General features: G+C 58.3%; 23 protein-coding genes and 1 pseudogene. 20 read left to right on the top strand and 4 right to left on the bottom strand.

Translation table 11 applies throughout. The annotated features are described in order from the left end of the window. The first annotated feature begins 9 nt into the window (after positions 1-9). From mioC to glmS, 17 genes are all read left to right on the top strand, one after another. On the top strand, positions 10-447 hold the full coding sequence (mioC, locus tag PVT67_RS18650) for an FMN-binding protein MioC (protein WP_336407784.1): 438 nt from the start codon (positions 10-12) through the stop codon (positions 445-447). A 373-nt stretch (positions 448-820) separates the two neighbouring features. Continuing rightward, positions 821-2,716, top strand: a complete 1,896-nt coding sequence (mnmG, locus tag PVT67_RS18645) for a tRNA uridine-5-carboxymethylaminomethyl(34) synthesis enzyme MnmG (protein ID WP_301496431.1) — start codon at positions 821-823, stop codon at positions 2,714-2,716. Then, positions 2,709-3,341 carry a 16S rRNA (guanine(527)-N(7))-methyltransferase RsmG gene (gene rsmG, locus PVT67_RS18640; protein ID WP_336407859.1) on the top strand — a complete coding sequence of 211 codons (633 nt, stop codon included), beginning with the start codon at positions 2,709-2,711 and terminating at the stop codon, positions 3,339-3,341. Before mnmG ends, rsmG begins: the two co-directional genes overlap by 8 nt. 9 nt (positions 3,342-3,350) lie before the next feature. Continuing rightward, positions 3,351-4,151 (top strand): ParA family protein, encoded by an 801-nt coding sequence (locus PVT67_RS18635; protein WP_301496427.1) that lies wholly within the window; start codon positions 3,351-3,353, stop codon positions 4,149-4,151. 9 nt (positions 4,152-4,160) lie between these two features. Further along, positions 4,161-5,066, top strand: a complete 906-nt coding sequence (locus PVT67_RS18630; protein ID WP_301496425.1) for a ParB/RepB/Spo0J family partition protein — start codon at positions 4,161-4,163, stop codon at positions 5,064-5,066. A gap of 371 nt (positions 5,067-5,437) precedes the next feature. Beyond that, the gene (locus PVT67_RS18625; protein ID WP_301496423.1) at positions 5,438-5,821 is read left to right on the top strand and encodes an ATP synthase subunit I; all 384 of its coding nucleotides are present in this window, start codon (positions 5,438-5,440) and stop codon (positions 5,819-5,821) included. Positions 5,822-5,832: 11 nt separating this feature from the next. Continuing rightward, positions 5,833-6,636 carry a F0F1 ATP synthase subunit A gene (gene atpB, locus PVT67_RS18620; RefSeq protein ID WP_301496420.1) on the top strand — a complete coding sequence of 268 codons (804 nt, stop codon included), beginning with the start codon at positions 5,833-5,835 and terminating at the stop codon, positions 6,634-6,636. A gap of 48 nt (positions 6,637-6,684) precedes the next feature. Then, positions 6,685-6,942 carry a F0F1 ATP synthase subunit C gene (atpE, locus tag PVT67_RS18615; protein WP_301496418.1) on the top strand — a complete coding sequence of 86 codons (258 nt, stop codon included), beginning with the start codon at positions 6,685-6,687 and terminating at the stop codon, positions 6,940-6,942. 46 nt (positions 6,943-6,988) lie between these two features. Continuing rightward, entirely contained in the window at positions 6,989-7,459 is a 471-nt protein-coding gene (gene atpF / locus PVT67_RS18610; protein WP_301496416.1) for a F0F1 ATP synthase subunit B, read from the top strand. 11 nt (positions 7,460-7,470) lie between these two features. After that, positions 7,471-8,004, top strand: a complete 534-nt coding sequence (gene atpH, locus PVT67_RS18605; RefSeq protein ID WP_301496414.1) for a F0F1 ATP synthase subunit delta — start codon at positions 7,471-7,473, stop codon at positions 8,002-8,004. A gap of 14 nt (positions 8,005-8,018) precedes the next feature. Then, positions 8,019-9,560 (top strand): F0F1 ATP synthase subunit alpha, encoded by a 1,542-nt coding sequence (gene atpA, locus PVT67_RS18600; RefSeq protein WP_301496412.1) that lies wholly within the window; start codon positions 8,019-8,021, stop codon positions 9,558-9,560. A gap of 52 nt (positions 9,561-9,612) precedes the next feature. Beyond that, positions 9,613-10,473, top strand: a complete 861-nt coding sequence (atpG, locus tag PVT67_RS18595; RefSeq protein WP_301496410.1) for a F0F1 ATP synthase subunit gamma — start codon at positions 9,613-9,615, stop codon at positions 10,471-10,473. A 35-nt stretch (positions 10,474-10,508) separates the two neighbouring features. Continuing rightward, on the top strand, positions 10,509-11,900 hold the full coding sequence (gene atpD, locus PVT67_RS18590; protein ID WP_301496408.1) for a F0F1 ATP synthase subunit beta: 1,392 nt from the start codon (positions 10,509-10,511) through the stop codon (positions 11,898-11,900). A 12-nt stretch (positions 11,901-11,912) separates the two neighbouring features. Continuing rightward, positions 11,913-12,341, top strand: a complete 429-nt coding sequence (locus tag PVT67_RS18585) for a F0F1 ATP synthase subunit epsilon (protein WP_301496406.1) — start codon at positions 11,913-11,915, stop codon at positions 12,339-12,341. Positions 12,342-12,428: 87 nt separating this feature from the next. After that, positions 12,429-13,790 (top strand): bifunctional UDP-N-acetylglucosamine diphosphorylase/glucosamine-1-phosphate N-acetyltransferase GlmU, encoded by a 1,362-nt coding sequence (gene glmU, locus PVT67_RS18580; RefSeq protein WP_301496404.1) that lies wholly within the window; start codon positions 12,429-12,431, stop codon positions 13,788-13,790. A gap of 89 nt (positions 13,791-13,879) precedes the next feature. Next, on the top strand, positions 13,880-14,653 hold the full coding sequence (locus PVT67_RS18575) for a DeoR/GlpR family DNA-binding transcription regulator (RefSeq protein ID WP_301496402.1): 774 nt from the start codon (positions 13,880-13,882) through the stop codon (positions 14,651-14,653). Positions 14,654-14,657: 4 nt separating this feature from the next. Next, positions 14,658-16,463, top strand: a complete 1,806-nt coding sequence (gene glmS / locus PVT67_RS18570) for a glutamine--fructose-6-phosphate transaminase (isomerizing) (RefSeq protein WP_301496400.1) — start codon at positions 14,658-14,660, stop codon at positions 16,461-16,463. An 81-nt stretch (positions 16,464-16,544) separates the two neighbouring features. On the opposite strand, the gene PVT67_RS18565 is transcribed toward glmS, so the two are convergent. The 4 genes and pseudogenes from PVT67_RS18565 to PVT67_RS18550 all read right to left on the bottom strand — a co-directional run bounded on the left by PVT67_RS18565 (position 16,545) and on the right by PVT67_RS18550 (position 19,938). After that, entirely contained in the window at positions 16,545-17,078 is a 534-nt protein-coding gene (locus tag PVT67_RS18565) for a hypothetical protein (protein ID WP_301496398.1), read from the bottom strand. Between the two features lie 64 nt (positions 17,079-17,142). Then, entirely contained in the window at positions 17,143-18,057 is a 915-nt protein-coding gene (locus PVT67_RS18560; protein ID WP_301496396.1) for an IS5 family transposase, read from the bottom strand. A 384-nt stretch (positions 18,058-18,441) separates the two neighbouring features. Next, positions 18,442-19,356: pseudogene (locus tag PVT67_RS18555) on the bottom strand (IS5 family transposase). Between the two features lie 39 nt (positions 19,357-19,395). Beyond that, the gene (locus tag PVT67_RS18550) at positions 19,396-19,938 is read right to left on the bottom strand and encodes an acyl carrier protein phosphodiesterase (protein ID WP_301496394.1); all 543 of its coding nucleotides are present in this window, start codon (positions 19,936-19,938) and stop codon (positions 19,396-19,398) included. Between the two features lie 349 nt (positions 19,939-20,287). Between PVT67_RS18550 and PVT67_RS18545 the strand changes: the two genes are divergently transcribed. The 3 genes from PVT67_RS18545 to PVT67_RS18535 all read left to right on the top strand — a co-directional run bounded on the left by PVT67_RS18545 (position 20,288) and on the right by PVT67_RS18535 (position 23,134). Then, positions 20,288-20,470, top strand: a complete 183-nt coding sequence (locus PVT67_RS18545) for a hypothetical protein (RefSeq protein WP_301496392.1) — start codon at positions 20,288-20,290, stop codon at positions 20,468-20,470. 303 nt (positions 20,471-20,773) lie between these two features. Next, positions 20,774-21,937 carry a radical SAM protein gene (locus tag PVT67_RS18540; RefSeq protein WP_301496390.1) on the top strand — a complete coding sequence of 388 codons (1,164 nt, stop codon included), beginning with the start codon at positions 20,774-20,776 and terminating at the stop codon, positions 21,935-21,937. Positions 21,938-21,952: 15 nt separating this feature from the next. Further along, positions 21,953-23,134 carry an aKG-HExxH-type peptide beta-hydroxylase gene (locus PVT67_RS18535; RefSeq protein ID WP_301496388.1) on the top strand — a complete coding sequence of 394 codons (1,182 nt, stop codon included), beginning with the start codon at positions 21,953-21,955 and terminating at the stop codon, positions 23,132-23,134. Positions 23,135-23,537 lie beyond the last annotated feature (403 nt).

The raw sequence follows: 23,537 nt of genomic DNA, 5'->3' as shown, positions 1-23,537 counted from the left end.
GTCATTCCCTTGTCCGAGATCCATCTCCTGGTAGGCAGCACCCTGGGCGGCACCGAATATGTGGCTGACGCCCTGGCAGACAAGCTGCGCGAGGCCGGGCACGAACCCCAATTGCACCTAACTCCCAACCTTCATGATCTCCCTCTGGACGGCACCTGGCTCATCTGCAGCGCCACTCACGGTGCCGGCGAGCTTCCGGACAATATCCAGCCCTTCGGTGAGCAGTTGGCCGAGAAGCCTGACCTGCGTGGGGTACGTTTTGCCGTCTTTGCCATAGGTGACACCAATTACGACAGCTTCTGCCAGGGAGGCAAGGTACTGGAAGCGGCCATGCTGGACTGTGGTGCCCACCCCTTGTGGCCCAGGATCGATATCGATGTGATGGATCCGGAGCTTCCGGAAGACCAGGCAAGCGCCTGGCTTGACCAACAGATCGGCAAATTGTGATCCACAATAAGACCTTCGCCTGACTCGAACCCTGTGGATATCCTTGGATCCTGCAGGTGGAAAAGCCCTGTTTATACACTTAGCAACTTATCACCCTCCCCCAGCCTGTGCATAACTCCCCAAGTTGATCCCAGTCAGTACAGGCTGGGATCAACGGCTATCAACATGATCCGATCCCACCCAAGATCCTGCCTTCATTGATCTTTTTCACCTTACCCACAGATCCATGGCGATCTAATAGATCTAGAAACAAAGGATCTTTAAAAAAGATCTTTGATCTAATACTTGATCGCACAGTGGATCCCCGGCTTGGTCGGAGTCCCACATGAAGGTACAATGTCGGGCTTTCTCTGATCTGGCGTTGAGGTGTCAAATGGGTAACCCGCATCACTTTGAAGTGATCGTCGTAGGTGGTGGTCATGCCGGTACCGAAGCGGCCATGGCGGCTGCGCGTATGGGCCGCAAGACCCTGCTGTTGACCCATAACATCGATACCCTGGGACAGATGTCCTGCAACCCGGCGATCGGCGGGATCGGTAAGGGTCACCTGGTTAAGGAGATCGATGCCCTGGGTGGTCTGATGGCCACAGCCATCGATCACGGCGGCATCCAGTTCCGCACCCTCAATGCCTCAAAAGGCCCGGCAGTAAGGGCCACGCGCGCCCAGGCCGACAGGGCCCTTTACAAGGCCTATGTACGCCAAGCCTTGGAAAACCAGCCCAACCTGACCCTTTTCCAACAGCCCTGTGTCGATCTGATCGTTGAAGGCGATCAGGTCAAAGGGGTGCTGACCCAGATGGGCCTCAAGTTCTTTGCCCCTACGGTGGTTCTCACCGTAGGGACTTTCCTCGGGGGCCGTATCCACATCGGGCTCGACAATTTCGAGGGTGGCCGTGCCGGTGATCCCCCGGCCAATGCCCTGGCTCGCCGCTTGCGTGAGCTGCCGTTCCGAGTTGATCGCCTCAAGACAGGGACGCCGCCGCGTCTGGATGCCCGCACCATCGACTTCTCGGTGATGGAAGCGCAGCCCGGTGACGATCCCACCCCAACCTTCTCCTTCATCGGCAAACGATCGCAGCATCCTGTGCAGATCCCTTGCTGGATCACCCACACCAACGAGGCCACCCACGAGGTGATCAGGGGCAACCTGGATCGCAGCCCCATGTATGCCGGTGTGATCGAGGGCATAGGTCCCCGCTACTGCCCTTCCATCGAGGACAAGGTGGTACGTTTTGCCGAGAAGCAGAGCCACCAGATCTTCCTTGAACCCGAAGGCCTGACAACCCACGAGGTCTACCCCAACGGCATTTCCACCTCCCTGCCATTCGATGTGCAGCTGGACATAGTCCACTCCATCCGTGGTCTGGAGAATGCCCACATAGTGCGGCCCGGTTATGCCATCGAATATGATTTCTTCGATCCTCGGGATCTCAAGAGCACCCTGGAGACCAAGTTCATCAGTGGCCTCTTCTTCGCCGGGCAGATCAACGGCACCACCGGCTACGAGGAAGCCGGTGCCCAGGGCCTTATCGCCGGCCTCAACGCCGCTCGCCTGGCCCGCGGTGAAGAGGGCTGGGCACCGCACCGCTCCGAGGCCTACATGGGCGTGCTTATCGACGACCTGAGCACCCTGGGCACCAAGGAGCCCTACCGCATGTTCACCAGCCGTGCCGAGTACCGGCTGTTGCTGCGGGAAGACAACGCCGATCTGCGCCTCACCGCCAAGGGCCGGGAGCTGGGCCTGGTGGACGACGAACGCTGGCAGGCCTTCAGCGACAAGGTCGAGCTGATCGAGAAAGAGGCGCAGCGCCTCAAGGGCCAGTTCGCCCACCCCGGTAGCTCCCAGGCCGAGGCCCTCAACGGCCTGCTGAAGACTCCCATGACCCGGGAAAACAGCCTGGAAGAATTATTACGCCGTCCCGAAATGACCTATGAGGCCCTGATGGCCATCGAAGGCTTCGGCCCTGCCCTGGAAAACGAGCAGGCCGCCGAGCAGGTGGAGACCCAGATCAAGTACGCCGGTTACATCGAGCGTCAGAAGGACGAGATCGACAAGATCCTGCGCAACGAACACAGCCTGCTGCCGGCCGATCTCGACTACAAGGACGTCAAGGGCCTGTCCAACGAGGTGATCCTGAAATTGAACGATGCCAAGCCACAGACGGTCGGCCAGGCATCCCGGATCTCCGGCGTCACCCCGGCGGCCATCTCCTTGCTGCTGGTTTACTTGAAGAAACAAGGTCTGCTGAGGCGCGAAAATGCTGCGTGAACGCCTGGACGAACTGCTGGCCCAGACCAGCCTGACGGTGACCGATCATCAGCGCGCGCAGCTGGTGAAGCTGGTGGAAGCCCTCAACAAGTGGAACAAGGCCTACAACCTGACATCGGTCCGTGACCCCTTGGAAATGGTGGCCAAGCACATAGTGGACAGCCTGGTGGTAAGTCCTTACTTACCTGAGGGTGCCATTATCGACGTGGGCACAGGCCCTGGCCTGCCTGGCCTGCCCCTGGCCATCGTCAACCCCGACAAGCAGTTCGTGTTGCTGGACTCCCTCGGCAAGCGCATCCGTTTCATCCGCCAGACCTGCCACGAGCTGGGCATCCAAAACGTGACGGCCGTGCAGAGCCGGGTGGAGGAGCACCAGCTCGAGGCGCCCTATGCGGCCGTCATCAGCCGCGCCTTCGCCTCCATCCAGGACATGCTGGACTGGTGTGGCCACCTCACAGACGCCTCCGGCGTTTTCCTGGCCATGAAGGGCCAATACCCTGAAGAAGAAATAAACGCCTTGCCGGCCAATGTCGAAGTTCGCGCCGTTCATCCCCTGGAGGTGCCGGGCCTGGATGGTCAGCGCCATCTGTTCGCGCTAGGATACGCGGATAAGCTAAACGGATAAGGGACAACAGTGGCCAGAGTCATAGCCGTAGCCAACCAGAAGGGTGGTGTTGGCAAAACCACCACCAGTGTCAACCTGGCCGCCTCCTTGGCGGCAACCAAGCGCAAGGTCCTGCTGATCGACCTGGATCCCCAGGGCAATGCCACCATGGGATCCGGGGTCGACAAGTACGAGGTGCCGAGCACCGTCTACGATCTGCTGGTGGACGAAAAGCCGCTGGAAGAGGTGGTGGTCAAGGATACTGTGGGCGGCTACCACCTGGTTGCGGCCAACGGCGACGTCACCGCCGCCGAAGTGAAGATGATCGAATTCTTCGCCCGGGAGATCCGGCTGCGCAACGCCCTGGCCCCGGTGCTGGACCAGTACGATTACATCTTCATCGACTGCCCGCCCTCCCTGAACCTGCTGACGGTCAACGCCATGTCCGCTGCCGATTCGGTGCTGGTGCCCATGCAGTGCGAATACTACGCCCTGGAGGGCCTGACCTCCCTGATGGATACCATCAGCAAGCTGGCCGCCGTGGTGAACCCCAAGCTGCATATCGAAGGGGTGCTTCGTACCATGTACGACGCCCGCAACCGCCTGGCCAATGATGTGTCCGATCAGCTGAAAAGCCATTTCGGCGACAAGCTCTACCGCACCGTCATTCCCCGTAACGTGCGCCTGGCCGAGGCCCCCAGCTTCGGGGCGCCGGTGATCTATTACGACAAGGCCTCCAACGGCGCCAAGGCCTACCTGGCCCTGGCCGGCGAGATCTTGCGCCGCCATGACGAAGACACCTCGGAATTACCTGTAGCCAGCGGACTGTAAGGGATGACCATGGTTAAGAAACCCCGCGGATTGGGCCGTGGCCTGGACGCCCTGCTGGCCACCAGCAATGCCAGCCGTGACCGTCAGGAAGAGCAGCTGGCGCCGGCTGAGCCCCAGGTTACCGGCAAGGAAAAGGAGCTGCGCCGCCTGCCGGTGGAGTGGTTGAGGCCAGGCAAGTACCAGCCCCGCCGCGACATGGCCCCCGACGCTCTCGAGGAGCTGGCCAGTTCCATCCGCGCCCAAGGGGTGATCCAGCCCATAGTGGTGCGTCAGTTGGCCCCCGAGCAGTTCGAGATCATCGCCGGTGAAAGGCGCTGGCGCGCCTCCCAGATGGCCGAGCTGGATCAGGTGCCCTGTGTGGTCCGCGACGTGCCGGATGACGCCGCCGTGGCCATAGCCCTTATCGAGAACATCCAGCGCGAAGATCTCAACGCCATGGAAGAGGCGGTCGCCCTCAAGCGGCTGATGAGCGAATTCGAGCTGACCCACCAGGAAGTGGCCGACGCCGTGGGCAAGTCCCGCACCGCCGTCACCAACCTGCTGCGCCTCAACTCCTTGAACGACGACGTCAAGCGCCTGCTGGAGCACGGCGACATCGAGATGGGCCATGCAAGGGCCCTGTTGGCCCTCACTAGCGACACCCAGAGCGACACGGCCCGTGTCGTAGCCGGCAAGGGCCTGTCGGTGCGCGAGACAGAGAAGCTGGTCAAGAAGGTGCTGGAGGGCAAGCCTGCCAAGGTGGACAAGCCCCAGGACCCGGATATCCGCCGTCTCGAGACCACTCTGTCAGAGCGTTTCGGTGCCAAGGTCGCCATCAACAACGGCCCCAAAGGCAAAGGCAAGGTCACCATCAGCTACGCTTCCCTGGATGAACTGGACGGCATCCTGGCCCAACTGGGTGTCGCCGAATTGTAGATTTTTGCACTATTGCCCCTTTGAGGCGGAATTTCGCCGTTAAGGGGTAAAAGAACAAATTAAAGCGCCATTAGCGGCGCTTTTTTTTGTTTCCAGGGGCTTTTGTAGTAAAGCAACATCAATTTAACAGAAGGGTTTAGCCCCCACCCCTGGGTGCCTGCTGCACTTTTCACCGATTTTACGGACTTTCCTGCGAATTCTCAGTATTAGCCTGGCCTAAGCTACGTTAAAACCTGATGGTCAGGCCCCATTAAACTGGGCCACCGGGGCTGTTCCCGATTTGCAATCAGATTGCAAAACGGTATACTTTCGCCAGTTTTTTGGCCCCTCGTGACAAAAAGGCAGTTTTCACGGGGTGAGTGGAGAATAAAGTGACGGACAGACTGGCCGCTGCCGGGCGTCGGCAGGCCTACCAGCTGGTGATACGCCAGGCCCTGGTTGTTTTCGTCGCTGTGATGGTGATTGCTGCCGGTTGGGGCTGGCATGCGGGTTACTCGGGATTCCTGGGTGGCTTGATAGTGGTGCTGCCCAACCTGCTTTTCGCCCGTATCGCCTTTCGTCAGGCGGGAGCGCGGGCGGCCCGGCAAGTGGTCAACGGCTTCTACAAAGGCGAAGCCGCCAAGCTCGGGCTGACAATTTTGCTGTTTGTCATTGTGCTCAAATGGGTCCCTATTCGCGTGGGGGCCCTTTTTGCCGCCTACGGGGTAGGGGTAGTGGCACAGTGGCTGGCGCCGGTTTTGAATCAACGAAAATAACGGGACCGACAATGTCTGGTAATACTGAAACCCTGACCTCGTCCGGCTATATCCACCACCACCTGACCAATGCGACAGTGGGTGAAGGCTTCTGGACCTGGAACATCGACACCCTGATCGTCTCTTCCCTGCTGGGCCTGCTGTTCCTGGGTATCTTCCGGATGGTGGCCAAGAAGGCCGACACCGGCGTACCCGGCAAGCTGCAGTGCTTCGTCGAGATGATGATCGAGTTCGTGGATACCTCCGTGAAGGAGACCTTCCACGGCCGCTCCAAGCTGATTGCCCCCCTGGCCCTGACCATCTTCGTGTGGATCTTCCTGATGAACTTCATGGACCTGATCCCCGTCGACTTCCTGCCGGTTTCCGTGCAGTGGGTAGGCGAGCACGTCTTCGGCGCCGATCCGCACCACGTCTACTCCAAAGTCGTACCCACCACCGACATGAACGCCACTTTCGCCATGTCCCTGGGTGTGTTCGTACTGATGCTCTACTACTCCATCGCCATCAAGGGCGTGGGTGGTTTCGTGAAGGAGCTGACCCTGCAGCCCTTCAACCACTGGAGCATGATCCCCTTCAACTTCGTGCTGGAAACCGTAACCCTCATCGCCAAGCCCATCTCTCTGGCGCTGCGTCTCTTCGGTAACCTCTACGCAGGCGAGCTGATCTTCATCCTCATCGCCCTGCTGCCTTGGTATGGCCAGTGGTTCCTGTCCGTACCCTGGGCCATCTTCCACATCCTGATCATCACCCTCCAGGCCTTCATATTCATGATGCTGACCATCGTGTACCTGAGCCTGGCCAGTGAAGACCATTGATAACGCTGTTTTGTTTTTAACCATTAACCATTGAAACTGGAGATACACATGGAAACTATCGTTGGCTTTACCGCTATCGCTGTTGCTCTTCTGATCGGTCTGGGTGCCCTGGGTACCGCTATCGGCTTCGGTCTGCTGGGTGGCAAGTTCCTGGAAAGCGCCGCTCGTCAGCCTGAACTGGCTCCCATGCTGCAGGTGAAGATGTTCATCGTCGCCGGTCTGCTCGACGCCGTAACCATGATCGGTGTTGGTCTGGCCCTGTTCTTCACCTTCGCTAACCCCTTCCTGGGCCAGGTGGCTGGTTAATATCAACGGAAACGCCTCCCATTAACCGGTTTAGAGGAGACCCGTTGTGAGTATCAACGCTACCCTTATCGGCCAGGCGATTGCCTTCATCATCTTCGTGCTGTTCTGCATGAAGTATGTTTGGCCGCCGCTGATAAAAGCCATCGAAGATCGTCAGAAGAAGATTGCTGACGGTCTGGCCAGCGCTGACCGCGCTGCCAAAGATCTGGAACTGGCCCAGGCCAAGGCTGCCGACACCATCAAGGCTGCCAAGACCGAAGCCGGTACCCTTATTGATCAAGCTAACAAGCGCAAGGCGCAGATCATCGAAGAGGCTCAAACCGAGGCTCTGGCCGAGAAAGCGAAAATTGTCGCTGCCGGCCATGCCGAAGTGGAAGCCGAGCGCGTGCGGGCCAAAGAAGACCTGCGCAAGCAAGTTGCTGCTCTTGCTATTGCCGGCGCCGAGAAGATCCTCGCGCGTTCCATTGACGAAGCTGCACACCGCGACATTCTCGACAAGATTGTCGCCGAACTGTGATAGGGGGAGCCATGTCTGAGCTGACTACCGTTGCTCGTCCCTACGCCAAAGCGGCTTTTGATTTTGCGGTCGAGAAGGCCGCCGTCGATCAGTGGGCAGCCATGCTGCACTTTGCCGGCGAAGTGGCCAAGCACGACAAGCTGCAGGCCCTGTTCGCCAGCAACCTGAGCACCGGCCACAAGGCCGATGCCCTGATCCAGATCTGCGGCGAGCAACTGGACGCAAACGGCCAGAACCTGGTGAAGGTGATGGCCGAAAACGAACGCCTGTCGGCCCTGCCGGCAGTCGCAGAGCTCTATGCCGAGCTGCGTCATGAATACGCCCAGGAAGTCCAGGCCGACGTCAAGTCCGCCGTGGCTCTGAGCGCTGACGAGCAGAGCAAGCTGAGTGCTGCGCTGGAGAAGCGTCTCGCACGCAAAGTTAAGCTTAATTGCAGCATCGACCCGTCCCTGATCTCCGGCACCCTGGTACAAGTGGGTGACCAGGTGATCGACAGCTCCGTCAAAGGCAAGCTGGGACGTATGGCACACCGGCTGCAATCCTGATTGGGGAATAGAGCATGCAACTGAATTCCACCGAAATCGCCGAGCTGATCAAATCCCGTATTGAGCAGTTCGACGTCGTCAGTGAAGCGCATGACGAGGGCACCATCGTATCCGTGTCCGACGGTATCATCCGCATTCACGGCCTCGCTGACGTCATGCAAGGCGAAATGATTGAACTGCCTGGCAACCGCTACGCCATCGCCCTGAACCTGGAGCGTGACTCCGTGGGCGCCGTGGTCATGGGCCCCTACGCCGATCTGGCCGAAGGCACCAAGGTCAAGTCCACCGGCCGCATCCTGCAGGTACCGGTAGGCCGTGGCCTGCTGGGCCGCGTAGTCAACACCCTGGGTGAGCCCATCGACGGCAAGGGTCCGTTGGAGCACGACGGCTTCTCTCCTGTAGAAGTCATCGCCCCCGGCGTTATCGACCGTCAAGGTGTAGACCAGCCCCTGCAGACCGGTTACAAGGCCATCGACGCCATGGTACCGGTAGGCCGCGGTCAGCGTGAGCTGATCATCGGTGACCGTCAGGTCGGTAAGACCGCCCTGGCCATCGACGCCATCATCAACCAGAAAACTTCTGGCGTGAAATGCGTCTACGTCGCCATCGGTCAGAAGGCCTCCACCATCGCCAACGTGGTGCGCAAGCTCGAAGAGCACGGCGCCCTGGCCAACACCATCGTCGTGGTTGCCTCCGCTTCCGAAGCCGCTGCCCTGCAGTACCTGGCGCCCTACTCCGGCTGTGCCATGGGTGAGTACTTCCGTGACCGCGGTGAAGACGCCCTGATCGTGTACGACGACCTGTCCAAGCAGGCCGTTGCCTACCGTCAGATCTCCCTGCTGCTGCGCCGCCCGCCGGGCCGCGAAGCCTACCCGGGTGACGTCTTCTACCTGCACTCCCGCCTGCTGGAGCGTGCCTCCCGCGTGAACGCCGACTACGTCGAGAAGTTCACCAAGGGCGAAGTGAAAGGTAAGACCGGCTCTCTGACCGCCCTGCCGATCATCGAAACCCAGGCCGGCGACGTGTCTGCCTTCGTTCCGACCAACGTGATCTCCATCACCGACGGCCAGATCTTCCTGACCACCAACCTCTTCAACTCCGGCATCCGTCCGGCAGCTGACCCGGGTATCTCCGTATCCCGCGTGGGTGGTGCCGCTCAGACCAAGATCATCAAGAAGCTGTCCGGTGGCATCCGTACCGCCCTGGCTCAGTACCGTGAACTGGCGGCTTTCGCCCAGTTCGCCTCTGACCTGGACGACGCCACCCGCCGTCAGCTGGACCACGGCCAGAAGGTAACCGAGCTGCTCAAGCAGAAGCAGTTCGCCCCCATGTCCGTCGCCGAAATGGGCGTGTCCCTGTTCGCCGCCGAGAAGGGTTACCTGAACGACGTCGAGGTCAAGAAGGTCGTCGCCTTTGAAGAAGCCCTGCTCTCCTACATGCGTAGCGAGCACGCCGAGCTGCTGGCCAAGATCAATGTGAAAGGCGATTACAACGACGAGATCGAGTCAGGCCTCAAGGCTGCCCTGGACAAGTTCAAGGCTACCCAGACCTGGTAATCCGCCGGGCGGGCGCAAGCCCGCCCCCCGTTAGCTAACGGAGTAAAGCATTATGGCCGGCGCTAAAGAAATTAAAGGCAAGATCGCCAGCGTCAAGAGCACACAGAAGATCACCAAGGCCATGGAAATGGTGGCGGCATCCAAGATGCGTCGTGCGCAAGAGCGCATGGCCCAGAGCCGTCCCTATGCCGTGGCCATCCGTTCGGTGATCGGCCATATCGCCCAAGGCAACCTCGAGTACAAGCATCCCTACGTGGATGAGCGCGAGGCCAAAAGGGTGGGCTATATCGTGGTCTCGACCGACCGGGGTCTTTGCGGCGGCCTGAATGCCAACCTGCTCAAGAAAGTCACGGTTGATGTCAAACAGTGGCGTGAGAAGGGCGTAGAAGTGGACTTTGCCGTGATCGGCACCAAGGCCACTGCCTTCTTCAAACGTCACGGTGGCAACATGCTCGCCCAGACCAGTGGTCTGGGGGACGAGCCAGCCCTGGCTGACTTGATAGGTTCAGTTCAGGTCATGTTGAAAGCATTTGATGAGGGTCGTATCGACCGCCTCTTCCTGGTGTTCAACGAATTCGTCAACACCATGAAGCAGGAGCCGACGATCGACCAACTGCTGCCTCTGCCCAAGTCCGAAGACGACAGTTACGCCCATCGCTGGGATTACCTCTATGAAGGCGAACCCCGCGACCTGCTGGACACCCTCTGCAAACGCTATGTGGAGTCCCAGGTGTATCAGGGCGTGGTAGAGAACCTCGCTTCCGAGCAGGCAGCACGGATGGTGGCCATGAAGGCGGCTACCGACAACGCAGGCAACCTTATCGACGAGTTGCAACTGGTGTTCAACAAGGCCCGTCAGGCCGCGATCACCCAGGAACTCAGCGAAATCGTCGCCGGTGCGTCAGCCGTTTAAGGCATGCATCCGAATTCATATTCAGAGGAAACATCATGAGTACAGGTAAGATCGTACAGGTCATCGGTGCTGTGGTGGACGTGGAGTTCCCGCAGAACGCTGTACCTCAGGTATACGAAGCCCTGAAACTTCAAGCCGAAGGCCACGACATGAACGGCCTGGTTTTCGAAGTCCAGCAGCAGCTGGGTGGCGGCGTGGTACGTACCATCGCCATGGGTCCTTCCGAGGGCCTGAAGCGCAACATGGCCATCGTCGCCACCAAGGAGCCCATCCAGGTACCTGTTGGCACCCAGACACTGGGCCGTATCATGGACGTACTGGGTAACCCCATCGACGAGAAGGGTCCCATCGGCGAAGAAGAGCGTTGGTCCATCCACCGCGGCGCCCCCAGCTACGAAGAGCAGTCCAACAGCTCCGAGCTGCTGGAAACCGGCATCAAGGTTATCGACCTGGTTTGCCCCTTCGCCAAGGGTGGTAAAGTCGGCCTCTTCGGTGGCGCCGGTGTAGGTAAGACCGTCAACATGATGGAGCTTATCCGTAACATCGCCATCGAGCACAGCGGCTTCTCCGTGTTCGCCGGTGTCGGTGAGCGTACCCGTGAAGGTAACGACTTCTACCACGAGATGTCCGAGTCCAACGTACTGGACAAGGTATCCCTGGTATACGGCCAGATGAACGAACCGCCGGGCAACCGTCTGCGCGTCGCCCTGACCGGCCTGACCATGGCCGAGAAGTTCCGTGACGAAGGCCGTGACGTACTGCTGTTCGTGGACAACATCTACCGTTACACCCTGGCCGGTACCGAGGTATCCGCACTGCTGGGCCGTATGCCCTCCGCAGTAGGTTACCAGCCGACCCTGGCCGAGGAGATGGGTGTCCTGCAGGAGCGCATCACCTCCACCAAGACAGGTTCCATCACCTCAGTACAGGCCGTTTACGTGCCTGCGGATGACTTGACCGACCCCAGCCCTGCCACCACCTTCGCCCACCTGGATGCGACAGTGGTACTGAGCCGTCAGATCGCCTCCCTGGGTATCTACCCGGCCGTTGATCCGCTGGATTCCACCAGCCGTCAGCTGGACCCCCTGGTTGTGGGTGAAGAGCACTACGGCGTGGCCCGTGGCGTACAGACAGTGCTGCAGCGCTACAAAGAGCTGAAGGACATCATCGCCATCCTGGGTATGGACGAACTGTCCGAAGACGACAAGCTGACCGTGGCCCGCGCCCGTAAGATCGAGCGCTTCCTGTCTCAGCCCTTCTTCGTGGCCGAGGTCTTCACCGGCTCTCCGGGTAAATACGTATCCCTGAAAGACACCATCCGTGGCTTCAAGGGTATCCTGGAAGGTGAGTTCGACCACATGCCCGAGCAGGCGTTCTACATGGTTGGTAGCATCGACGAAGCTATCGAAAAAGCCCAGAAGCTCTAATAGGAGGAGCTCATGGCAGCTATGACGATACAACTGGATGTGGTGAGCGCCGAGAAGAAGATCTTCTCCGGCCTCGTTGAGAGTATCCAAGTCTCCGGCGAATGGGGCGATTTGGGGATCATGTACGGCCACGCGCCGCTGCTGACCCACCTCAAGCCCGGTGTACTGCGTATGGTCAAGCAGTTTGGCGATGAAGAGCTGCTCTATCTGTCAGGCGGCGTCCTTGAGGTTCAACCCAATGGCGTTTCCGTGCTGGCCGATACAGTGCTCCGCGGCAAGGACATCGATGCCGACGCGGCCGAAGAGGCCCGTCAGCATGCCCTGTCCCAGCTGACTGCCCATACCCATGACTTCGACTATGCCGAAGCCATGGCCGAGCTGGCCCAGGCGACAGCCAAGCTGCGCCTGCTGGAACTCTTGAAGAAGAACGTGGTTCGATAACCACATCCCCAATGAAAAAGGCGGCCAACTTGGCCGCCTTTTTGTTTTTCGCTATGCTGCCCGCCTGTTTAAGAGAGGTCATGCTCCATGGATCTGCACATCGTCATCCTCGCCGCGGGTAAAGGCACCCGCATGCGCTCCGCCCTGCCCAAGGTGCTGCACCCCGTGGCCCACAAGCCCATGGTCAAGCACGTCATCGATTGCGCCCATGAGCTGGGCGCCAAGGGCATCCACCTGGTCTACGGCCACGGCGGCGAGCTGATGCGCGAGCGCCTGGCCGGCGAAGCCGTCGACTGGGCCCTGCAGGCCGAGCAGCTGGGCACAGGCCATGCCGTGGCCCAGGCCATGCCATCGGTGCCGAACGACGCCCTGGTGCTGGTGCTCTACGGCGATGTACCCCTTATCCGTGCCGAGACCCTCAAGGCCCTGCTGGCCAAGCGTGAGCAAGGCGGCCTCTGCTTACTGACCGTGACCCTGCCCGACCCCTGCGGTTATGGCCGCATCCTCCGTGAGGGCGGCCTGGTGGTGGGCATCCGCGAGCAGAAGGACGCCAATGCCGAAGAGCTGGCCGTCAACGAGGTCAACACCGGCATACTGGCCGCCGAAGCGAGCGACCTCAAGCGCTGGCTGGGTAGCCTCTCCAACAACAACGCCCAGGGCGAGTACTACCTGACCGACATCATCGCCATGGCCCATGGTGAGGGTAAAGCCATCGCCACAGCCCACCCGGTTGACGCCATGGAAGTGGAAGGGGCCAACAACCGCGTCCAGCTGGCCGCCCTGGAACGGGCCTACCAGCAGCGCCAGGTCGAGCAACTGATGCTGGCCGGCGCCACCTTGCGTGATCCTGCCCGGGTCGACGTGCGCGGCGAGGTCAGCGTTGGGGAAGACGTCATGGTGGACGTCAATGTCATCTTCGAGGGCAAGGTCAGCATCGGCAACCAAGTCACCATCGAGTCCGGCTGTGCGCTCAAGGACTGCGCCATCGGCGACGGCACCCATATCAAGGCCCAGACCCTGATCGACGGCGCCAGCGTCGGCGCCAACTGCACCCTGGGCCCCTTCGCGAGGCTGCGCCCCGGCGCCGTCATGAAGGACGACAGCCATGTGGGCAACTTCGTGGAGATGAAAAAAGCGGTGCTGGGCCAGGGCTCCAAGGCCAACCACCTCAGCTACCTCGGCGACGCCGAGATAGGCGCCGGCGTCAACATCGGCGCCGGCACCATCACCTGCAACTATGACGGCGCCAACAAGTTCCTGACCCGTATCGAGGACGGCGCCTTCATCGGCTCCAACAGCTCCCTGGTGGCCCCCGTCACCATAGGCAGGAACGCCACCGTCGGCGCCGGCTCCACCATCGCCAAGGACGTGGCTGAGGCCGAGCTGGCCGTGGCCAGGGGCAAGCAGCGCAACATCGAAGGCTGGCAGCGGCCGGTGAAGAAGAAATAAAGAAAAGCGGCTTTTGAGCCGCTTTTTTATTGGTCATTATGTAGCGTTTTGCTAGCATACGTTTCACTTCGAAACTTAATAGCTTTCAGATGGCCAAGCGAAACACCCTGCAGCGCCGGCACACCATACTGCATCTCCTTGAACAGCAAGGGGAAGTCTCGGTCGATCAGCTTTCCACCCACTTCGCCACCTCGGAAGTCACCATCCGCAAGGACCTGGCGGAACTGGAAAGGAACGGCTTGTTGCTGCGCCGCTACGGTGGTGCCGTGCCCTTGCCTTCGGACCTGGTGGCCCAGCAGGCCGTCACCGAAGTTTCGAAACGAAAGCAGGCCATAGCCCAGCTCGCCGCCGAGCGCATCCGTGACCATAACCGCATCATCATGGATTTCGGCACCACCACGGCGGCCATGATCCCCTTTCTGAACGACAGGCGCGGCCTGGTGGTGATGACCAACAGCCTCAACATGGCACAGGCCCTGCGCGAGCTGGAAAACGAGCCCACCCTTTTGATGACCGGTGGCACCTGGGACCCCCACACCGAAGCCTTCCAGGGCCAGGTGGCCGAGCTGGTGCTGCGGGCCTACGACTTCGACCAACTCTTCATCGGCTGCGACGGCATCGATCCGGCCCGCGGCACCACCACCTTCAACGAGCTGCTGGGCCTGTCCCGGGTCATGGCCGAGGTGGCCCGCGAAGTGGTGGTGGTGGGCGAGGCGGACAAGCTGGGCCGCAAGATCCCCAACCTGGAGCTGCCCTGGGGGGCGGTTTCCACCCTCATTACCGATGACCGCCTGGACCAGGCGGCCAAACAACAAATCGAAGCGCAGGGCGTCTTAGTGCTCTGCGCCACCGTCAAGGAGTAACGACATGTGTGGCATCGTTGGTGCCGTCGCCCAGCGCGACGTGGCAAACATACTGGTGGAAGGCCTCAAGCGCCTGGAGTACCGCGGCTATGACTCGGCCGGCGTGGCCGTGCTGGACAGCGAAGGCAACCTGGGACGGGTGCGCCGCCTCGGCAAGGTGCAGGCTTTGGCCGATGCCCTGGTGGAGGCCCCCCTCACGGGCGGCACCGGCATAGCCCACACCCGCTGGGCCACCCACGGCGTGCCCTCCGAGGCCAACGCCCACCCCCATGTTTCACATGAAACCCTGGCGGTGGTGCACAACGGCATTATCGAGAACCACGAAGTGCTGCGCGAGCGCCTCAAGGCCCTGGGTTATGTGTTCACTTCCCAGACCGACACCGAGGTCATAGCCCACCTGGTGCACCACGAGCTGAAGACAGCGCCCAGCCTGCTGGCCGCCGTACAGGCCGCCGTCAAGCAGCTGCACGGCGCCTACGGCATGGTGGTGATGGACAAGGCGGACCCCGAGCGCCTGGTGGCGGCCCGTTCCGGCAGCCCCCTGGTGATCGGCTTCGGCATAGGTGAGAACTTCCTGGCTTCCGACCAGCTGGCCCTGCTGCCGGTCACCCGCAAGTTCTCCTTCCTGGAGGAAGGGGACGTGGCCGAGATCACCCGCCATGAGGTGAACATCTTCGATACGGAGGGCCGGCCCGTGGTCCGCGAAGCGGCCGAGACCGATCTCAAGCACGACAGCGGCGACAAGGGCCCCTACCGCCACTACATGCTCAAGGAGATCCACGAGCAGCCCATCGCCATCCGCAACACCCTGGAAGGCCGCCTGGTGGGCGACAGCCTCAACCTGGAAGAGCTAGGGGATCTCTCCGGCATCCAGCACGTGCAGATCGTCGCCTGTGGCACCAGCTACCACGCCGGCATGACGGCCCGTTACTGGATTGAAGACATCGCCGGCGTCAGCTGCAACGTCGAGATCGCCTCCGAGTTCCGCTATAGGAAATCCGTGACCAGGCCCAACAGCCTGCTGGTGACCATCTCCCAGAGCGGCGAGACGGCCGACACCCTGGCCGCCCTGCGCCTGGCCAAGGAGATCGGCTACAGCAAGAGCCTGGCCATCTGCAACGTGCCCGGCTCCTCCCTGGTGCGCGAGTCCGACCTGGCCCTGATGACCCGCGCCGGCGCCGAGATCGGCGTCGCCTCCACCAAGGCCTTCACCACCCAGCTCACCGCCTTGCTGCTGCTCACCGCCGCCCTGGGCCAGGGCCGTGACCAGCAGGCGGAGATCGCCCGCGCACTGCACAAGCTGCCTGCCCTTATCGAGAGCGCCCTGACCTTGGACGGCCAGATCGAGGCCCTGGCCGAGCGTTTCGCCGAGAAGCACCATGCCCTCTTCCTTGGCCGCGGCGACCAGTACCCCATCGCCATGGAAGGGGCCCTGAAGCTCAAGGAGATCAGCTACATCCACGCCGAGGCCTATGCCGCCGGCGAGCTCAAGCACGGCCCCCTGGCCTTGATCGATGCCGACATGCCCATCATCGTCGTCGCCCCCAACAACGACCTCGTCGAGAAGCTCAAATCCAATATCGAGGAAGTGCGGGCCCGGGGCGGCGAGTTCTACGTCTTCGCCGACAAGGACGCCGCCATCAGCCCCGCCGCCAACATGCAGGTGCTGGCGGTGCCCCACTGCGACCACGTATTGGCTCCCATCCTCTACACCCTGCCGCTGCAGCTGCTGAGCTACCACGTCGCCATCATCAAGGGCACCGACGTGGATCAGCCTCGTAACCTGGCGAAATCTGTCACTGTGGAATAACAAACCCGATCAGAAAGAGCCCGCCATTTGGCGGGCTCTTTAGTATTAAAGGATTAACGTAAATTGAGGTCAAGGTCTAAATCACCCTTCAGCACAATAGGGGATGCTTGCGATATTGCTTTGCAAATCACTATTTAATTCAGTGACGTTCAAGTTTTCAAAAAAGAGAGAGAAATCGTCCCCTTTCTTTAGCTTCGCATAAACGTTAAGGGTTGAATTTTTCCAAGAAAAATTTTTATCACGACACGCAGAGATAACTTCCAGGTCCATGCTGCCGGCGCCACCCTTGTGGTTAAGGCGATAATCTTTTACGGCCTGCTGCGCCTTGTGCATGGTCAACGCATCCTCTGGGGACAACTGCAGGATGATGAGGTGTTGGTGTTCAGAAGTCTCTTCTTTCAACTCTTCCGGGACAACATAGTTCTTATTCACTTTGACGAAAAAGCGGTGCTTGAAACTGACTTTTGGGTCGTCAGTCATAAAATTGAAGTCTAAGACGACATCGCCTCCCCGAACATCTATCCCGTCGGGTGCCCGTACCGCCACAACCAGTTGTTGCGGATCAATATCCAGCGGGTTCGTTCTTACCATCATGAGCATGGTGCTGATTGGCATACTGCTGCGGCGTTGTTGATCAAATCAGAGCCTGGAAAGCCTGCTCCTAAAGGGCTTGCTGCCCTTAACTGACCTGGCGAACAGGCATGCCGAGGCCCAGCATTTTGTTCATCACCTTCACCCCAGCCAAAGCCTCTGCCACTTGGCCGTTGTAGTCGCGCAGACTCAGCTTCGGGCTGATGAGCTGCTTGTATCGCGACATAGCCGTTTCCGCTTTTGAGCGTTGGTGATAGCCGCTTTCCCTTTTCCACTCGGCCAGTTGCCCGGCTTTCAGCGCCGCCACTGCCTCGTTCCTTGGGTGACCTTGCTCCCAGTACCCCGCTGTCTTGCGAGGCGGGATGCTGGCTTTGGCGCCTTTTCTTTGCAGTAGCCGGTGGCAGGCGCTGCTGTCGTAAGCCCCGTCGGCGCTGACTTGGTCGATACGGCGGCGCAGAGGATTGAGCAGGCCGGGCAGTACCTCGCTATCACCGACGTTTTCCAGGCTGACTTCGGCGGCGATAGCCTCATGGGTCTGCGCATCGACGGCCAGGTGTAGCTTGCGCCAGACACGGCGCTTCTCCTTGCCGTACTTGCGTTGCTTCCACTCGCCTTCGCCATAGACCTTGAGCCCGGTGGCGTCGATAACCAGGTGGGCAACTGGGCCCTTGCTGGGCAGGCGGTAGCGGATGTTGACCGTCTTGGCGCGCTTGCTGATGCAGCTGTAACTGGGCGAGGTCAACGGCAGTTCCATCAACTGGAATAGCGAGTTGATAAAGCCTTCCAAGGCACGCAGCGGCAGGTCGAACAGGCCCTTGAGCATCAGCGCTGTCTCGATGGCGGTGTCGCTGTATTCGAAACCACGACCCCGACCGCCGTGATGCTGTTGGCAATGCCAATGGCGGGTAGCCGCTTCATCCATCCAGAAGGTTAATGAGCCTCGGTTAACCAAGGCGCGGTTGTAGTCTGCCCAATTGGTGATAGTGCGTTTAGCCTGACCCATCTGCTGTTCCCCATCGATACGTCGGGGATCGGATCACAGTCAGGCGGATTGGTTCACCGGATTTGGGAAACAACGCCTACTGCTGCTGCACGAGGTGAGGAGCATTGCCATGCCAATCAATAAGGCTTTTCTTAGTTTGTCCATAAACAAAATCACCTGTTAGGTATTGGGAACTAGGGTGAAGCTATGCGTATAGAGACAGGGAGTTATCTATTTTGTTCATTCGTTGTGCTGCCGAGCCCACCCAGGGCCCTTTCCCTGGCGGCGGCCAACACCTCTGGGTAGAGCTCGCCAAAGAGCTGCCAAAGCCGGTCATAGCCTTGTTCCAGGCGTTGTTGATCAAATCAGAGCCTGGAAAGCCTGCTCCTAAAGGGCTTGCTGCCCTTAACTGACCTGGCGAACAGGCATGCCGAGGCCCAGCATTTTGTTCATCACCTTCACCCCAGCCAAAGCCTCTGCCACTTGGCCGTTGTAGTCGCGCAGACTCAGCTTCGGGCTGATGAGCTGCTTGTATCGCGACATAGCCGTTTCCGCTTTTGAGCGTTGGTGATAGCCGCTTTCCCTTTTCCACTCGGCCAGTTGCCCGGCTTTCAGCGCCGCCACTGCCTCGTTCCTTGGGTGACCTTGCTCCCAGTACCCCGCTGTCTTGCGAGGCGGGATGCTGGCTTTGGCGCCTTTTCTTTGCAGTAGCCGGTGGCAGGCTCTGCTGTCGTAAGCCCCGTCGGCGCTGACTTGGTCGATACGGCGGCGCAGAGGATTGAGCAGGCCGGGCAGTACCTCGCTATCACCGACGTTTTCCAGGCTGACTTCGGCGGCGATAGCCTCATGGGTCTGCGCATCGACGGCCAGGTGTAGCTTGCGCCAGACACGGCGCTTCTCCTTGCCGTACTTGCGTTGCTTCCACTCCCCTTCGCCTTAGACCTTGAGCCCGGTGGCGTCGATAACCAGGTGGGCAACTGGGCCCTTGCTGGGCAGGCGGTAGCGGATGTTGACCGTCTTGGCGCGCTTGCTGATGCAGCTGTAACTGGGCGAGGTCAACGGCAGTTCCATCAACTGGAATAGCGAGTTGATAAAGCCTTCCAAGGCACGCAGCGGCAGGTCGAACAGGCCCTTGAGCATCAGCGCTGTCTCGATGGCGGTGTCGCTGTATTCGAAACCACGACCCCGACCGCCGTGATGCTGTTGGCAATGCCAATGGCGGGTAGCCGCTTCATCCATCCAGAAGGTTAATGAGCCTCGGTTAACCAAGGCGCGGTTGTAGTCTGCCCAATTGGTGATAGTGCGTTTAGCCTGACCCATCTGCTGTTCCCCATCGATACGTCGGGGATCGGATCACAGTCAGGCGGATTGGTTCACCGGATTTGGGAAACAACGCCCTTGTTCCAGGTAAGGGAAGCAAGTTACCAGCTCGGCCATCCTGGGGCTGCGCCCCGACATGCGCTCCAGAGCCAGCTCGACGGTGGCAAAGTCCCGGTAGGATTCGAGCCAGCGGTTTCGCCACATGCTGGCCGAGACCTGCAGGTAGCGGGGCGGTAAGTCGCCACTGTGCTCACCTTGGATCAGCAGCTCCGCATTTTGGCAGAAGGCGCGCAGGGACTCTGGGTGGAAATCGGCCCAGCGCCTTGCCAGGCAGTGGTCCCAGAACATGTCCAGGGCTATGGGCGAGAAGCGCCTGGCCCGGCCCGGGAACAGCTCCTTGGCGGCCCGGGTGAGCCGATGGCTGTCGCTGTAGGAGTCCACGAAGCGGTGCAGCATCACCCCGGCCGCCAGTTTCGGCGCCAGCTGCGCCTGGGGCTCCCCCTTCACGAAGTCGCCCAGCAGGTTGCCCAGCAGGCTGCTGTCGCAATGGTCGGCAATATGCAGGTGGGCCAGGAAGTTCATGGTGGCTCGGACAACGCTATTTTTTGCTGGTTCCCCATCACGAGGGGGGAGCAGCCCAGGGCAAGAGTCGTCGGTACCGGCCCGCTTGTCCATGCTAAGCGTACAAGGGAGTGGGGCCTGGCTGGACTGAGCATCGTAGAAGGATCCTGACATCATGTTGCTGTGTGGACGTCTGTATGGCTATTTGGCGTGGGATGATCCCCTTATCGGTATCGTGAGGTACGACGAGTTGCGAAACAATAGGTTATTTTGTGATCCAATGTTGACACCTGACTCTCTTGGTTGTTAGCGTTTTGTTGCCGTCTTATGGAGTGTCGGTATCTTTAAACTCATCAAAAAAGGGAATGTTATGAAACTGCAAGAAAAACTGGCTCAGCGCCTGAACGTCTCTTCTGAGAAGCAAAATGAAATCGTTGAATTGAGGGAAGAGCATCTGGAAATGATCAGCGGCGCCATGATCCACGGTTCTGCCCATGGCTCTGGCCATGCATCTGGCCACCTGTCAACTGGTGCCGAAAAGTCACAACTCTAAGACATTTGTAGAGTGTCTTTATTTTTAAAGGTATGGCGCTTGTCCATACCTTTTTATGGCTGCCCCCATGTCAGAAAACATGGGGTGAGCGTGATACCTAAGGAATGGGGTGTTGCTTGCCATGATCTATTCATCTATCGGCAGGACACGTCAGGGTCTGTTCGCGACATGACAGTAAGAATTAATAAATTCAAAGAATAGGAGTTTTTTATGCCGGCGCCACGGAAGGGAATAGATATCGTTCTGAAAATATCAGAGAGATGTAACCTAGCCTGTCGATACTGCTATTTCTTCTTTCAGGAAATGGATACCTACAAGGAGAACACTGCAGTTATTAAAACTTCGACTGTGGAGCAGCTGGTTGTTTTTGTAAAGAATGCCATCGATGATGTTGGACTTGAATCGGTAAATATAGGGTTGCATGGAGGCGAGCCATTACTGATGAAAAAAAGCCATTTTGAGAAAATATGCAAGATTCTATCTGATGGACTCTCTCCTTATTGCTCTTTAAAATTAATGTGCCAGACAAACGGCACTTTAATAGATGATGAGTGGGTAAATATATTTGAAAAATATCAGGTTCATGTTGGTGTCAGTGTCGATGGACCTAAAGATATACATGATAAGAATAGAATCGATCACAATGGCAAGGGCAGTTATGAGGAGACGGTGAGAGGGATACGTATCCTCTCGGATGCAGCCAAGCAGGGAAGGATCCCATCTACGGGGGCTCTTTGTGTCGCTAACGTCGATTACAACGGTGCCGAGCTGGTTAAACATATGCACCAGGAGCTTGGCCTTCATAATTTTGACCTTCTTTTTCCAAGAGAAGGTCATGACAGCAATATTTTGTCCCAGCAGGATAAGTGGATAGATTATTTCAAGGGCGTAATAGATTACTGGTCCACCCAACAGAAGGGTGGAAAGCTCTACATAAACACTCTTAATCGAATATTTGGGATGCTGATGTCGGAACAATATGCAGGGCGTGTCGATGAGCATAAGGCCATGCAGCACAATATAATCAATGTCAGCAGCGAAGGACAGTTGGGAGTCGATGACAATATTCTGTCACTGGATGGTACCCTGCTGAACAAGGAAGTTAATATCTTTAATACCTCCCTTAACCAATTCCTCCACTCGGAACTTTGGCAATCATTAATAAAGGCCGTTGACGAAAAGCCGGATGCTTGTGAAGGGTGTGAGTGGTACCGATCCTGCCGGGGAGGAGCCTTGTTCAATCGCTATAAGAAGGCTGAGGGGTTCAAGGATAAGACGGTCTTCTGTAAGACAATGGACTTTATTCATACCTCTATTGCTCAATACTTGTCCGATAAAGGACTTACATTGGAAGAAATGAGTGACGTCCTTTCCAAGGAGCCCACTTACTCTGCCCGAGATGGCCTAAATACAAACATTGTCCAAGTTGTAGATAAGGGCAATGAAATTCTGCGTGTCCATGTATAGTAAGGAAACATAGCCGTGGCTGAAATACCCCAGTTTTCGTTACCTGTGTCCGATGAAGACAACATTGAGCTCGTAGGGTTGCTTTCTGCACACCAATTGCAGAAGGCGGGAGCCAAGATCCAAAAGTTACTGCGGCAGTTCCAAGGTGGTGAGGATGTAGTTATCGCCGATGCCTTATTGCAGTTGGAGCGGGTCGACCCTGGCAAACCTTTCTGGCGGCCGGAAGTGGGGTGCCTGTTGAAGGCATTTGGGCTGGATTCAGTTGATTGGGAAACCGTACTTGAACTCAGGACCCAGTTTTTACTGACTGCCTATTTGACCGGCCTTATCGACGACTTATCCATGGACTTTGAATGCAGGAGCGGCCTACTCCTGCAAGGCAAGATTTTACCTCCCGGGCACTATCGGGCCCTCGCTTGTCAGAATAGCCTAGAGGTGTTGGATACGGATGGCTCTACGGTTATGGCTGTAAAGCGCCAGTATGTAGGGGGGCGTTTGATCGGTACCACCAGCCAAGATGAAGTCGTGATAGAACCATCGCGAGTGGGTTACGGGACTTTGGGGAGCTTGAATCAGGACTTTTGGTCATATTGGGTGGACGCGGTTAATTGTCCTTGCGAAGGCGAAGGCGAAGGCATGGTTGCCCAGGTCCAAGAGGCCTTGGCGTTGGCTGACCGCTATGTACCTCAATATGGACACTGGATAAGGAATGTCCTGCACGAGGTTGTTCCAATCCAAAGGCCGGCTGCAGATACTTTGGCAAGTGCCTCTATTCGTTATCGTTTCGGTGCCATAGAGATTGCCTGCCCCGCTTCTCCCTTTGAAACGCTTGAAATGTTGATTCATGAGTGCTCCCATCAATACTTCAACTTGGCATTTTGTCTGGAATCTCTGGTAACCGAGGATGCTCCTACCGTTTATTCGCCATTGAAGGACAAGGAAAGACCGCTCTTCCTGCTTCTGACTGGCTACCATGCTTTTGGCAATGTCATGTTGGCCTATTCTTCATTGAGGGCGGCTGGCCTAGAGAAGGCGCTTGGAGACAGGGACAAAAAGGCAATTTATTACATGCGTGAACTATCAGTTGGTCTGGAGCAGAACCGGCAGTACTTAACGGAGTTGGGAATGAGCCTGTATCAGCCTTTGCGAGAGGCATTGCTGAAGATTCCGGAATCTGAATTGATGGACATGGCATAGGTCTCCAGTATGGAACATTCGGAACTCTTTCTCGAGGAAGCTAGGAAGCATTATCGGTATCGGTTGCTTGGAGAACCTAATGCTGCTCGTCCCATCAATGGCTGGGTTGTAATTTTTTTACCCTTACTATTATTAATAGCCTTGGGCTTTGGTGTGGCTAACGTCCCAGTAACCCATCAGATATCCGCAGTTGCAACTGAAAAGCTGCCTGGTAGACCAACCTACAGAGTAACCCTTAAGCATTCCCTTCCCCCCTCTTCTCATAATTTAAGAGTCAAGTCGGGGCCGAACGTTTTATCTTGGGAAAACTGCAAAGGTGAGAACGGGGGAAAGTGCAAGATTTTGACCTTGGATTCCCCACTGTCGACGGTACCACAGGAGCTTCTCCTGATATCAAGAGTGA

This window comes from Gallaecimonas kandeliae (assembly GCF_030450055.1).
In the GTDB taxonomy this organism is placed as follows: Bacteria; Pseudomonadota; Gammaproteobacteria; order Enterobacterales; family Gallaecimonadaceae; genus Gallaecimonas; species Gallaecimonas kandeliae.
This window is presented reverse-complemented; position numbering and strand designations above follow the sequence as displayed.